The following is a 13,271-nucleotide window of genomic DNA, read 5'->3' as shown; positions in this document are numbered from 1 at the left end:
ATTGACGTACGGCATGGAGCGCTTAGTGTTATTCCGTGGTAAAGTGCGCAGGTATTTGAGGCTCAGCTCCACCTTTTCCCCAGAGTATTATTTCATTTCCCCATGGGTCTTCAAAGGCAGAGTTAAAGCCATTAAATTCGTACCAAAAATGGTCTTTCCAAAGTACCTTCGCGCCCTTCGATACCGCCCGCTCAAGGATGTCTTCCATGGTGTCATCGTCGCTCACCAATATCCATACTCGGGCTTTGCGGCCAGGGCCTGCAATTTCTCTGGGGTCAGCACCTTCATTATTAGGGTGGGGGCGAGTGTTGTCGGCTTTATGGATGCCTAAATGAAAATTACCGATAGTTGTTTCGTTACCATTACTATCATACATGTTGCCGCCCGGAACCATACGGTGGAAGACACCATAAGGCCTAGGGTCGTTTTCCCACCCGAAAACATCAGCGTAAAATTCGCCAGCGGCAGCGGGATCATCGGAGGTCAAATCAACAAATATCAGTGTGTTCGGTTTGCTCATGTAGCACCTGTTTGTGGGTTGTATAAAGGTTTAAATAGGGTGAGGAGAATGGCCAGAACAAAAATGTTCCGACCAAATAGGCTTAAAAATTGTAGCTAAAGTTGGCAATCACTTGGCGAGGTGCAACGTATTCATCACTAACCACGCCGCTCCCGTACGGATCGACAAAGCGTCCAGCAATTGCCGCTTTGTCAGTAAGGTTGGTTGCAGTGATCCAAGCTTTCCAGTTTGCATCGTCAGGTTCATATTGAAGGAACATGTTGACGAGACCGTAGCTGTTGACTTGATCGACGTCAGTACTAAAGATACGGGCACTATAATCTCCTCGGTATAGGTACTCTATACGCGCAGTGATAAGGCCATCTTCTAATTCACCAAACCAAGTGGCGTTAATGCCGCCAGCCAATTTAGGTAGGTTTGGTGGCGTATTTCCCTCCACGTTAACCGTGGCTGAACCTCGGGCAACAAACCATTCGTAGCTCCAAGCGTAAGGCGCATCACCATTTGCAAGCGCAGCGGCGCCAGCAGCGTCGGCTTCTCGACGGTCTAATGCATAGTACTCCATGGGATATTCACCGTGCAGCGATGTGGCGTTGATGCCAAGTTGAACGCTGTCGTTAAATAGCCACCACGAGGCCTCTGCTTCTATCCCCCAAATATTTGCTTCTGGAATATTCCCAAGTCCGCCTGAATAGGGAATGGGGTCTTCTTGAATGTACTGCATATCTTTGTATTTGTAGTAAAACGCCGATACGTTTAACTTCAGCTTATTGTCGAGTAGCTGGTTTTTGCTACCTACTTCAAAGGCATCCACAATTTCCGGCTCTATGGTGGTGCTTACTACCATCGCGTTAATAGCGCCGCTATTAATACCGCCGGGTTTATATCCACGAGACAAACTTGTATACACCATATTGTTTGATGACAACGTGTAATTCACCGCAACTTTGCCTGTGACTTCATCGGTATCAAATTTCTTTGGTGAAGGTGTGGCATAGTAGGTAGAGGATAAGCCTTCAAAGCTATCGTCGTTGTAACGAATGCCTGCAATAATTTGCATATCGTCGGTAACATTTAATGTGCCTTGTAAAAATGGAGCCCACGATGTGCGTTCTAAAGATGAGTTTTCGGCATAAGATAAATTAGCAGGAAGTGAACTAGGATCAGTGTCGGCTGGCAGAACGCTAGTGACATCGTCGGGATCGGTGCCGGCGTATTCATTGACGTATTGGTCACTGTTTGAGTTGAGGTAAATACCGCCAATAACCCACTCAAAAAAACGGCCCGGATCAGAACTTAGTGATATTTCTTGCATCACTGTCTCGGCCGATGTTGCCCACGTCGTTACGTGATCGTACCCGCCAAAATTATCAATGGTGCTTCTGTCTGCATCAAAAGATTGGGCATGATCCATGTTTTGGTAGCTTGTTATCGACTTGAAGGTCATGCCTGATAGCTGCCATGTGACAATGGCGGACGTGACATCCATGGTCATATCAAACTTGGCGGGAAAATCCTGTGAAACCACTCGCGGGTCTGAATTAGGATCATCAATGGCTTTCAACGCGGCACCATTATTATGGGCATCATAATGTTGAGCAATGAAGACCACGCTTAAATCGTCACTCGCTTGCCATTTGGCTGAAACTCGACTGTTATCATTATTGGCATCGTCGAGTTCATAGCCACCAGGAATGCCGTTAGATTCAGCATAACCATCGTGACTGGTGGTTTGCGCCACGGCACGAATCGCAAAATCATCGCCGAGAGGTAGGTTAACAGCGACTTGTCCTTGATTGTAGTTGTAATTACCAAAGCCCGCCTGCACTTCGCCAAAAAACTCACCCAACACAGGCTTCTTACTAATGACATTGAGTGTGCCTCCGGTAGAGGCTGCACCAAATGCTGTTCCCTGAGGACCGCGTTGTACTTCAATGTGCTCTACATCTAAAAAGCCCATATTTAACGCGATGTTATTAGTGATGTACGCGCCGTCCATATGAAACGACACACCTGGATTGCTAAAAAAATTCTCCGGAGTTTGCGAACCTACGCCACGAATACTAACCATCCGTTCTGAGCCGCCACTTTTATTAATTTGAAGTCCAGGAACGTAACCATTTAAGTCGGTTGCATCTGTAATATTAGCCTGTTCCATTAACTCACCGTTCACCGCTGTAACAGACAGCGGGGCATCTTGTAAATTAACGCGGCGCTGATCAACGGTGATAGTTACGGTCTCTACATCGTCGGGGACTTTTTTATCTTCCGCATCTTCCGCAGCGAAAGCGACAGAGGTAGAACAAAAGATGGAAAGTAGCGCACTTTGAATCAAGGTCTTTCTAAAATGTAGTTCCTGCATGATGTTTCCTCTAATATTGGTAATCTTGTCTTTTTAGGTGGTGATTACTCTTGTTGAAAGGTTGCAGAAGCGACAGCTAAGGCGGTCGTATGAACAGGCTTACTTAGGAGCCATGTTGCATCAGCCGTTTGTTTTGTTATAGGAGTCCCATAAATACGCTGTGATTCGTTAATCTATAACGCAAGCAATGACACGCATATTTATTCCGCTTTCCTCGCCAATCTCTTCACGTGAATATCGGCAAACTTGCTCTAAAAAAACCGCAAATTGCTTAGCTTCATCTTCATACTACGCCAGTTTATTTGCTTATAATTGTTCAAATGTGTATGACTTTTAGGGAATGAGCGTACGAACGAAGGATATGAAAAAACACTATTTATTAAATGTTTGCTGCACGGATAACGGGATTTAAACAATCAAAGGCTAAATTGGACACTTGAGCACATTTTTTGCCCCTAATTCGCGCAGTTATCTTTATAGACTGGTGTCAAAGTGTACAAATTTGGTGCAATTTTTATTGTTCTTGTTTTTAATTTCCTTGAAAAACAATTGCTTGCTGATGGTATGGTTTATGCTGAGTATAAAGGCTAGTCAGTATACGATATGCATATTTACATTCCGACAGCCTAAACATGCTGTCAACCACACTGGCGATAAAAAAATATAGAGCGTCAAAAAACATAATAAACGACGCCGCCGTGAGTGTGATTTTAACAGGCAAGGTAAATTTAGATTACGCGTAATCACTTCCAAAGGGTCTTAATAGACCAGCCTTCTCGCTTTTTGTTTAACATGTGTTATCGGGTACGTACTGACTGGTCGTGTTCTTTAAACGTTGCATACGAAGGAGGTGCAGTAATGAGCTCTTGGAAGGTATCTACCGATAATTGTCCAATGGTTGAACGCTCTAATGTTTGGCAACAAGCGATGCATAAAGTGTTTATGCCGCCCTGTCAATTTCAAACGGGTAACACGAAGTTTCGAGGCAACATTAATACCATTGATACCCCTTTAGGTATTGAGTTCTCCATTCTATCTGGTTCTCCTATGGAGATATCCGGGAAATGTTCAGAACAACCATTCTCGTTTTGGTTGGCACTGTTGTTAGAAGGTGACTTTTCACTAAAGTACAAGGGTGCCCAGTACCCTGCCCAAGTCAATTCCATCATCTATGCGCCAACGGGCTTAGACATGACCCTGTCAGTGCACTCTGATTTTAAAATTTTATACATGAAAGTACCGGAAAACCTAATTCACAAACGCTTGTTGAATCTGAATTTACTGAATGTAGGCTACTTGCCTTGTGAATCTGGGATAAACAAAGTCTTTGCCACTATGCTTTCCTCATTGTGTGACAACATGGACGAATTAGACAGTACTGACTTACGGCCAATTGAAATCGCTCTTTCTGAGTTTTTAATTAGCAATCTTATTCACCAAAGTGGCGTTTTGGATTTTGGCAGTACCGCGAAAATTGATCAGTTCAAGCGGGTATGTAATATGATAGATGCAAATTTGGCAGATCCAGAGTTATCACTCAACATGGTGGCGGTACAAAACCATGTATCGCAACGTTATATTCAGAAGTTGTTTGAATCTAGCGGCACCAGTTTTGTGAATTATGTAAGAGCTAGGCGCCTAGAACGATGCCGTTTTGAACTAGGACATCCTGAGTATCGTCATTTATCTGTGTCGGATATCTGCTTTAGATGGGGGTTCAACGATGCGGGTCATTTTAGCAGAGTGTTTAGAAGCGAGTTTGATATTACACCACGCGAATACCGACGTAAGCATAGTGAAAACGCAATAGCGAGTTAATCACAATGCGCCAAGCAAGCTACTTAAGGAAAAGGGCTTGCTTGACTACTTTATTTTTACTAAAGGTCTAACACTAATCGCTTTGAAATGGCACCTGAACAACATACCATCATAGTATCGTTACGAGCTTTTTCGCTTTCGCTTAACACATCATCTCGATGGTCAGGTGTGCCCTCTAATACTTTAACTTCACAGCTTCCGCAGACCCCTTCAGCGCACGCATATGTCACATTCATTTTTTCTGCTTTCAACGCGTCTAAAATAGTTTGTTCTTCCTTAATGTAGATTTCTTTGCCTGTTCGCGCCAACACAATAGTATAGCCACCTTTGGCCACGTCAAGGTCGCCAGAAAAGCGTTCGCTGTGGCAGTGATTTGAAGGATAATCTTCACTACAAGCGTCGAAGTCATCCAATAATTTTAACGGGCCACAACAGTAAAAATGGCTGCCTTTAGGTGCATCGGCCATAATCTTTGACACTTGCATACGTTGAGACACTGGTTGACTAAAGTACACATTGACTTGTCCATACCTGGCTTGCTTCGCAAGTGTGCTAATGGTGTGAAATAATGGTGCGAGATCTGCGCTTTTTGCAGCATAGTGCAACGACCAAGTACGTTGTTGCGCCTCTAATTGCAAAGCCATAGATAACAGGGGGGTGATGCCAATCCCACCGCCAATTAATACTGAGTGATCTTCAGACTGTAGCAATTCGAAGTGATTGCGGGGGCCTCCGATGTTGAGAGTGTCACCTTCTTTTATGACTTCGTGCAATGCTCGAGAGCCGCCACGACTACAAGGGTCTAGTGCTACTCCAATAATATATCGGTGGGTCTCACCGGGAGTATTACATAATGAATACTGCCGAGTGATAGTGGGGCTGATGTGAACATCAATATGCGCGCCAGCTTCCACGGGAGGTAAATAAGTTCCCGCTGGAGGTCGTAATTCAATGAGGCGAGTACTTGCTCCTTCGTAGCGAATACTATGTACCGAGAGCGTAAACGTTATTTTTTCCATAATTGCACCAACCTGAATTACTGACCCTTGCGTTTCATTTTTTCCCACTGCGCGCGATAGCGGGGGACTAACCAGGTATTAAACTGACGTTGTGCGCCTTCCTGCCATGAATAGCGGCCGCGAGGTGCGTAGCGCGAGCGAAGCCCTTTTTGTACCAGCTCATCTACATGAATATCCTGTGCGTTGATATCAAGTGCCCGCTCTACCACCATTTCCATTTTTTTGTCGAAGTCTGGATCATCCATGGCACCTTTGGCGAACAGTACACCCAAGTCAAGCTGGTGACTTTCAGGTCCATCAGCGCGAAGAATTAAGTAAATTACGGCGTCACAGGTAAGTACGAGGGACAAGCTAGGCGGCAAGTTCGCGAACGCCATTCGGTTACGTTCTTCTTCGTTTAATTTTGGAAATATCGGCATGAGCGCTTTTTGTGTTGGATTAAAGCTCGCATCTTTGTGCAATGTGCCATTGGTACGGTAAAAACCAGCCGTCTCCTTTGGTAGCGACTCGGGAAATTTGGCTAATTCTGACGGAATGTAATCGTGATACTCACCTTGGTGCAAACGGTTGGCGTGATAGCCATCATTATTGTTTTCAAACATCACTTTCCAGCTAAAGGAATATTGAATATCACGGTCTGGGGCCGGCCCTTCTGCATCGGCAATTTCGTAATTAGCCAATATAGGTTCCAATGCGGTTAATCGAGGTGCTAACGGCTCGGCACTGTTGTTAAAGTTAATAAAGATAAATCCATGCCATATTTCTAATTTAAAGTTGGGCAGCCCCGTTGTTTCTTTATGGAAATTACAGGTTTTTTCCATTGCTGGTGCGTTTATCAAGTCACCTTTTAAGTTGTACACCCAATGGTGATAGGGGCAAGTGAAGGTTCTGGTGTTTCCTGCACCTTCAGCGACTAACATGGCGCGATGCTGGCAAACTGAAGACATCGCACGAATAGTACCGTCGCGATCGTGTACTACGACAATAGGCTCATTGACTACAGATGTAGTATAAAAGTCTCCCGGGTTAGGAACCCAATCTTCACGGCCTACACATAGCCATTCATGATCAAACAACGCGCGTTTTTCAAAATCGAAGAATGTGGCATCGGTATAACATAACGGCGGAAGCGTATTAGCGTGTTCTATTTCTTGTATTGAGCTCTCTAAACTATCAAAAAATTCATCATTTAAAAAAAACGGGCTCATAGTGGCTCCTGCACAAAGTTTGGGGTGACACAAAGACTGTAAAACTCAGGCTTTATGTGAACTTGGATAAAAACGATGAGATTGATGCTACGGGATTTGTCTTATGGAAGATTGTGCATTTACGTACAATTACTGGATTACCAACGTATAAATGCGTACCCCAGCTGAATCTATCCATATAAGTCAACGGTGTTGCAAGCCAAATCTATTCGAGTGACTCAGGCGTATTGTTTACAGTCCATTGATGACCGCTTTTTAATAGTGAGACACCGCATGAGCATTTAAAAATACTACGTTTCATCGCACGGTAACTGGCAATTAACGCATTTTGATACCCATCAAATTCCTACTCCGAGCGAAAATTACCTCTTAGCTTTATTATCATAATTTTAACAATGCACGTTCTTCGTGCTATCGCAGAATATTGAAGTGTCCGCGATAGCTATCGTTTTTGTTAGGGTTGATGGGGAGTGAGGGCGCGGAAAGTAATATCGCAGCGGCTAGGCGAAGTGTTAAATAATTTGTGCTTTTTCTAAACCCTCCTTCTAACTTTGTATTGCAATGTCGTTCAACGCCTCACAGCCACTTGGTTGTGTTTGCCGTTTTTTACCATTACCCTGCCTCGGCTTGTCTTACTCTTCTTGAGACAACAAGATATTGCTTTAGCGCGTTTTCATTTGAGGCTAATACTTTTTATGGCAACCCCATTGTCCACTTTTACCAGTGGATTATATGCATCAGTCAAACACACCTTTAACTACACCAGTGGTTTAGGCGCTGTGTTGTGCCTGGCGAATGCGGCCTTGTTGCTAAATGTGGTATTAGTGATTAGCGGCACTATGGCAGATTCTGCGGAATTTGTGAGTGCGTTAAACGAAAGCCTTGTTATAGAGCCTTTTGTTATAGCGTTTGCCAATCATACGCTTTCTCAATTCATGGTACCTACCATTGCCCTGGTGCTAAGTGGCCTACTGGTTAAAGCCATTGCCATAGCTAAAGCGCCAATTGCCAAAAAACGTCGCTCTTTATCTTACCCTTGCCCTACATTTCCTCAGCCTTTTGTTCAAAAGCTAGGTAGTCGAGCCCCTCCGGTTTTTAACTAACCGTCTTAAATTTATACATCTGAAACCTGAATGCCGAACTTCCCTTTGTGTGAGTAGGCAGGGTGGTGATGTTTTTTCTGATGTTTTAAACCAGCTGTACCTTGCGTAAAGCGCGTGCATGCAGCTATCGCCGTTTAACGTGTGGGTTATAGGAAACCATTTTGTCTATTCGTAACCTTTTTAAATTACTTGTCACTATTTGCGTGCTAACACTGGCTGGCTGCAGTGGTGGTATTCTCGATCCGAAAGGGCAAGTGGGGGTGGATGAAAAGAACCTTATTATTCTTTGCACCATTCTCATGCTGCTTGTTGTTATTCCTGTCATTGTTCTAACGCTCTATTTTGCGTGGAAATACCGCGCCAGTCGTGACTTTGAAATATACACCCCAAAGTGGGCGCACTCGACCAAAATTGAAGCCGTGGTATGGTCGGTGCCCATTCTCATTATTATTGCTTTAGGGGTCATAACCTGGCGTTCGACGCACGCCCTCGATCCCTACGCTCCGTTAGAAGGAAAAGGTGAGCATCTTACCGTTGAAGTGGTATCACTTAACTGGAAATGGTTATTTATTTATCCGGAGCAAGGCATCGCGACGGTAAATGAGTTGGTGTTTCCTGCCAATAAACCGGTGGAATTTAAAATTACATCGGAAGGCACCATGAATTCATTTTTTATCCCGCAATTGGGAAGCCAAATTTATTCTATGGCAGGTATGGAAACCAAGCTTCACCTTATTGCCAACGAGCCAGGTACATTTAAGGGAATATCGTCTAACTACAGTGGTGCTGGTTTTACGGGAATGAAATTTAACGCTATTGCTACGCCCACTGACGCTGATTTTGACGCTTGGGTAAGCAAAGTTAAGTCACAGCAACAAACCTTAAGTCAAGCGTCTTACAAGGTATTGGCGCAGCCCTCAGAGTATCACCCTGTTACCTATTACGGCGACGTGGAAGATGGCTTATTTCACCATATCGTCATGAAGTATATGGCAGACCACGGTTCTATGGACTTTTACGCAAAGCCAGATCACGCCGCTGAAGGCATGCATGAGACAGCGGTAATGGACAATGGTCATCATAAAGAGGTTACACACTAATTATGTCTTTTTTAGGTAAATTATCGATAGAGTCTGTGCCCTATCACGAACCCATTATTATGGTGACCCTCGCAGTGGTTGCTGTATTGGGATTAGTGATAGCGTCACTTATTACTAAGCATAAACAATGGGGGACTTTGTGGTTTGATTGGATAACCTCCGTCGATCATAAGCGCTTAGGTATTATGTATATTGTACTGGCGATGATTATGCTTCTGCGTGGCTTTGCTGATGCCATTATGATGCGAACCCAATTAGCCATGGCCACTAATGGCGCGCCAGGGTATCTGCCTCCAGAGCATTACGACCAAATTTTCACGGCTCACGGCGTGATCATGATTATTTTTATGGCAATGCCATTCATGATTGGCTTAATGAATATCATTTTGCCGCTTCAAATTGGTGCCCGTGATGTGGCCTTCCCGTTTTTGAATAACTTGAGTTTCTGGCTGACTGCTGGCGGCGCAATTTTGGTGAATGTTTCGTTAGGTTTAGGAGAATTTGCTAAAACGGGTTGGGTGGCCTATCCGCCGTTAGCGGGGTTAGAGTTTAGTCCCGGGGTGGGGGTCGATTATTATATATGGGCCTTGCAGATATCCGGGCTCGGCACGCTACTTACTGCCGTTAACTTTTTAGTCACTGTATTTAAGATGCGTGCGCCGGGCATGAAATTGATGCAAATGCCTATTTTTACATGGACTTGCACGTGGGCGAACATTTTGATTGCTGCGTCTTTCCCAATTTTAACTGCCGTGTTGGCCATGTTAACCCTTGACCGTTATATGGATTTCCACTTCTTTACCAATGAAGCGGGTGGAAACTCCATGATGTACATCAACTTATTTTGGGCGTGGGGACACCCGGAAGTGTATATTCTGGTGTTGCCAGCGTTTGGTATTTTCTCGGAAGTCATTTCAACCTTTACTGCAAAACGTCTCTTCGGCTACAAGTCGATGGTGTACGCATCTGGTGCTATTGCCATTTTAGGGTTCGTAGTTTGGCTGCACCACTTCTTTACGATGGGCTCTAGCGCCAACGTCAATGCCTTTTTTGGCATTATGACCATGGTGATTGCTGTGCCGACTGGGGTGAAGCTTTTTAATTGGTTATTTACCATGTACCGAGGCCGTTTAGTCCTTAGCGTTCCTGTTTTATGGACTTTAGGGTTCATGGTGACCTTTACCATTGGCGGTATGACTGGCGTATTGCTTGCCATTCCTGGTGCCGACTATGTGCTTCACAATAGTCTATTTTTGATTGCGCACTTTCATAACACAATTATCGGCGGCGCTGTATTTGGCTACCTCGCAGGTTTCGCGTTTTGGTTCCCTAAAGCCATGGGCTTTAAGCTAGATGAAAAAACCGGTAAGGCAGCGTTTTGGTGCTGGCAAATTGGTTTCCTTTTGGCGTTCATGCCCCTTTATGTGCTTGGCTTTTTGGGTATGACACGCCGTCTTAACCATACCGATAATCCAGATTGGAATATCTGGTTATACATTGCCATGGTGGGGGCGTTCGTTATTGCAATCGGTATCTTTTTCCAGTTGCTTCAGTTGTTCGTCAGCTTTAAAAATAAAGATAAGCTAAACGATACCACTGGCGACCCATGGAATGGGCATACCCTGGAATGGTCAACAGCCTCCCCGCCGCAATTTTACAATTTTGCGCACATTCCTCATATCCAGGACATTGATGCATGGACAGACATGAAAGAGCGGGGGGAGTCTTACCAACGGCCACAGCAGTATTCACCTATTCATATGCCTAAAAACACGTCAGCAGGTGTGTTTATGAGCATGAGCTTTACCGTGATGGGGTTTGCGTTAATTTGGCATATTTGGTGGTTAGCCATAGTAGGGCTAATGGCAGGAATTGGTGTGTTTATTAAGCGTTGCTACACCCGCGATGTGGACTACTACGTTCAGGTAGATGAGATAGAGCGTATTGAACAAACGCATTTAGGCGCAAATACCACAGGAGCAAATGCATGAATACAGTAACAGCCACCATGCACACCGACGATCACGAACACCACGGGCTTCATGAAAACAACACGGTATTTGGTTTCTGGTTGTATTTAATGACCGATTGCTTGTTGTTTGCCTCGTTCTTTGCCACCTACGCGGTATTGTTTATGAATACCGCTGGCGGCGTGTCAGGGAAAGACATATTCGAACTCAATTTTGTGGCGGTGGAAACCGCTGCTCTGTTAGTAAGTAGCATCACGTTTGGCTTCGCAATGATTGGTGCTCACAAACAAAACAGGGGGGCTGCGTTAGCCTGGTTAGCCGTAACATGGCTATTAGGTGCAAGCTTCATTGGCATGGAAGTCTATGAGTTTCATCATCTCATTACCCATGGGCACGGGCCACAGCAAAGTGCTTTTTTGACGGCCTTTTTCTCCCTAGTAGGGCTACACGGTTTGCACGTTACCGCCGGTCTTATTTGGATGACGGTGATGTTCATTGAAGTTAGCCGCCGGGGCTTACCCGAGCAAACGGTAACGCGGTTAAGTTGCCTTAGTTTATTTTGGCACTTCCTCGATATTGTTTGGATTTGTGTATTTACCGTGGTTTATTTAATGGGGGCAATGTAATGGCGTTACACGATTCACATAGCAAAGCGCATCAAGATGCGCCAGCGCAGGCATCGCATGAAGATCACGGTAGCGTTAAATCCTACGTGGTGGGGTTTATCCTTTCAGTGGTTCTAACGGTTATCCCGTTTGTGTTGGTCATGAAGGGCGACTTTTCAAAGGTGACCACGCTTTGGAGCGTGATTATCTTAGGGTTAATTCAAATTTGGGTTCACCTGAAATACTTCCTTCATCTTAATTTTGTCACTGACGACGGGCGAGCCAATACTTTTTCGTTTTTATTCAGTGCGCTTATCATTTTTATGGTCGTTGGCTTATCTATTTGGATAATTTATGAGTCTAACGCCATGATGATGTACTAATGAACGCTTAAGTTAGAAGGCAAACAGTCAATGAATGCGACATTCAAACGCTACCTTACCGTAACGAAACCGGGCATTATTTTCGGGAATCTAGTTTCTGTTGCTGGGGGATTTTTACTTGCAGCGAAAGGTCATGTGGAGCCAATGCTAATGATAGCCACTTTGGTGGGCCTATCGCTGGTGGTAGCGTCTGGGTGCGCCATCAATAACTGTATCGACAGTGATATCGACAGGAAAATGCAGCGAACCCAAACTCGGGTTACGGTAACGGGAGAAATGTCCCTTACCGCTGCGTTTTTCCATGGCCTGTTTTTAGGTGTACTCGGCTTTGCCATCCTTGTCATTTACACCAATATGACCGCCGTGTTTTTTGCTGCCTTCGGGTACATCATTTACGTGGGGTTATATAGCCTCTACATGAAGCGGAACTCGGTATACGGTACCTTGGTGGGAAGCCTTTCCGGCGCGGTACCACCTGTGGTGGGGTATTGTGCTGTAAGCGGCCAGTTCGACACTGCCGCGGCAATCTTGCTGGTTATGTTTAGCCTCTGGCAAATGCCGCATTCCTATGCCATTGCTATCTTCCGTTTTAAAGATTATGAAGCGGCAAATATACCTGTATTGCCGGTGGCTAAAGGGGTGGCCAAAGCAAAACAACACATAGTGCTTTATATTGCAGTATTTGCCCTTGTCGTTTTATTGCTGCCATTAAGTGGTTATACGGGCATAGGCTTTATGGCTGTGGCGTGTACCACCAGTTTGTGGTGGTTGTTCATGGCACTTCGGGGATACCGCCGCGACATCAATATTGAAGGCTGGGCGCGACAAGTGTTTGGGTTTTCAATTTTAAACATAATCGCGCTGTCTATTGCTATGTCTGTGGATTATCACGAACCAATCAAGCACGATTTTTGTTTTCAATCGCTTCAATTTGCTTGTAAAGCGTTTCTGACTCTGCAGTCAGCATAGAATAGGTTTTTATGTCGCCGTTTCGCTGAGCATGCATGGCGCGTTCAAGCAACTTATCGTATTGTCGGCGTAATTTTTTAGTTGGGTTAGATTTAAATAAACTAAACACAGGCCAATCTCAGTGGTGGGGTGACGGTTAATTAACGTAAATTCAAGCCTAAGCGATCATCTATTACAGGGTTTTAATTAAAGCCCTATGCTTTTTACCCTCAAG

The 13,271-nt window shown here is 44.7% G+C and carries 12 protein-coding genes; 7 read left to right on the top strand and 5 right to left on the bottom strand.

What is annotated here, in order from left to right:
• Positions 1-28: 28 nt before the first annotated feature.
• Together IUA53_RS19280 and IUA53_RS19275 are read right to left on the bottom strand one after the other, a co-directional pair.
• On the bottom strand, positions 29-520 hold the full coding sequence (locus IUA53_RS19280; protein ID WP_196897630.1) for a VOC family protein: 492 nt from the start codon (positions 518-520) through the stop codon (positions 29-31).
• Positions 521-602: 82 nt separating this feature from the next.
• Positions 603-2,882, bottom strand: a complete 2,280-nt coding sequence (locus tag IUA53_RS19275; RefSeq protein ID WP_196897629.1) for a TonB-dependent receptor — start codon at positions 2,880-2,882, stop codon at positions 603-605.
• Positions 2,883-3,740: 858 nt separating this feature from the next.
• Between IUA53_RS19275 and IUA53_RS19270 the strand changes: the two genes are divergently transcribed.
• Positions 3,741-4,700: a helix-turn-helix transcriptional regulator gene (locus IUA53_RS19270; protein WP_052806765.1), complete on the top strand. Its 960-nt coding sequence runs from the start codon at positions 3,741-3,743 to the stop codon at positions 4,698-4,700.
• 59 nt (positions 4,701-4,759) lie between these two features.
• On the opposite strand, the gene IUA53_RS19265 is transcribed toward IUA53_RS19270, so the two are convergent.
• Positions 4,760-5,719: a PDR/VanB family oxidoreductase gene (locus IUA53_RS19265; RefSeq protein WP_044058470.1), complete on the bottom strand. Its 960-nt coding sequence runs from the start codon at positions 5,717-5,719 to the stop codon at positions 4,760-4,762.
• Positions 5,720-5,736: 17 nt separating this feature from the next.
• The gene (locus tag IUA53_RS19260) at positions 5,737-6,927 is read right to left on the bottom strand and encodes an aromatic ring-hydroxylating oxygenase subunit alpha (protein WP_044058469.1); all 1,191 of its coding nucleotides are present in this window, start codon (positions 6,925-6,927) and stop codon (positions 5,737-5,739) included.
• A gap of 695 nt (positions 6,928-7,622) precedes the next feature.
• On the opposite strand from IUA53_RS19260, the gene IUA53_RS19255 reads away from it, so the two are divergent.
• The 6 genes from IUA53_RS19255 to cyoE all read left to right on the top strand — a co-directional run bounded on the left by IUA53_RS19255 (position 7,623) and on the right by cyoE (position 13,057).
• A complete protein-coding gene (locus IUA53_RS19255; protein ID WP_044449030.1) occupies positions 7,623-8,030 on the top strand; it encodes a hypothetical protein in 408 nt (135 codons plus the stop codon).
• Positions 8,031-8,191: 161 nt separating this feature from the next.
• Complete coding sequence (gene cyoA, locus IUA53_RS19250) at positions 8,192-9,130, top strand: ubiquinol oxidase subunit II (protein ID WP_044058467.1); 939 nt, start codon at positions 8,192-8,194, stop codon at positions 9,128-9,130.
• Positions 9,131-9,132: 2 nt separating this feature from the next.
• A complete protein-coding gene (cyoB, locus tag IUA53_RS19245) occupies positions 9,133-11,121 on the top strand; it encodes a cytochrome o ubiquinol oxidase subunit I (RefSeq protein WP_044058466.1) in 1,989 nt (662 codons plus the stop codon).
• Positions 11,118-11,726, top strand: coding sequence for a cytochrome o ubiquinol oxidase subunit III (cyoC, locus tag IUA53_RS19240; protein ID WP_196897628.1), 609 nt, complete (start codon positions 11,118-11,120; stop codon positions 11,724-11,726). The genes cyoB and cyoC overlap by 4 nt, the downstream gene beginning before the upstream one ends.
• Positions 11,726-12,088 carry a cytochrome o ubiquinol oxidase subunit IV gene (gene cyoD, locus IUA53_RS19235; protein WP_196897627.1) on the top strand — a complete coding sequence of 121 codons (363 nt, stop codon included), beginning with the start codon at positions 11,726-11,728 and terminating at the stop codon, positions 12,086-12,088. Before cyoC ends, cyoD begins: the two co-directional genes overlap by 1 nt.
• A gap of 30 nt (positions 12,089-12,118) precedes the next feature.
• Positions 12,119-13,057 carry a heme o synthase gene (gene cyoE / locus IUA53_RS19230; protein ID WP_196897626.1) on the top strand — a complete coding sequence of 313 codons (939 nt, stop codon included), beginning with the start codon at positions 12,119-12,121 and terminating at the stop codon, positions 13,055-13,057.
• On the opposite strand, the gene IUA53_RS19225 is transcribed toward cyoE, so the two are convergent.
• A complete protein-coding gene (locus IUA53_RS19225) occupies positions 12,987-13,166 on the bottom strand; it encodes a DUF6435 family protein (RefSeq protein ID WP_081869535.1) in 180 nt (59 codons plus the stop codon). The two genes, cyoE and IUA53_RS19225, sit on opposite strands and share 71 nt — an antisense overlap.
• Positions 13,167-13,271 lie beyond the last annotated feature (105 nt).

The organism is Alteromonas sp. B31-7 (assembly GCF_015767655.1).
In the GTDB taxonomy this organism is placed as follows: Bacteria; Pseudomonadota; Gammaproteobacteria; order Enterobacterales; family Alteromonadaceae; genus Alteromonas; species Alteromonas australica.
This window is presented reverse-complemented; position numbering and strand designations above follow the sequence as displayed.

Coding starts and splice junctions, on each gene's coding strand:
- cyoD (WP_196897627.1), top strand. CDS start 11,726: ATGGCGTTACACGATTCACATAGCAAAGCGCATCAAGATGCGCCAGCG.
- IUA53_RS19255 (WP_044449030.1), top strand. CDS start 7,623: ATGGCAACCCCATTGTCCACTTTTACCAGTGGATTATATGCATCAGTC.
- cyoB (WP_044058466.1), top strand. CDS start 9,133: ATGTCTTTTTTAGGTAAATTATCGATAGAGTCTGTGCCCTATCACGAA.
- cyoC (WP_196897628.1), top strand. CDS start 11,118: ATGAATACAGTAACAGCCACCATGCACACCGACGATCACGAACACCAC.
- IUA53_RS19280 (WP_196897630.1), bottom strand. CDS start 520: ATGAGCAAACCGAACACACTGATATTTGTTGATTTGACCTCCGATGAT.
- IUA53_RS19260 (WP_044058469.1), bottom strand. CDS start 6,927: ATGAGCCCGTTTTTTTTAAATGATGAATTTTTTGATAGTTTAGAGAGC.
- IUA53_RS19275 (WP_196897629.1), bottom strand. CDS start 2,882: ATGCAGGAACTACATTTTAGAAAGACCTTGATTCAAAGTGCGCTACTT.
- IUA53_RS19265 (WP_044058470.1), bottom strand. CDS start 5,719: ATGGAAAAAATAACGTTTACGCTCTCGGTACATAGTATTCGCTACGAA.
- cyoE (WP_196897626.1), top strand. CDS start 12,119: ATGAATGCGACATTCAAACGCTACCTTACCGTAACGAAACCGGGCATT.
- IUA53_RS19270 (WP_052806765.1), top strand. CDS start 3,741: ATGAGCTCTTGGAAGGTATCTACCGATAATTGTCCAATGGTTGAACGC.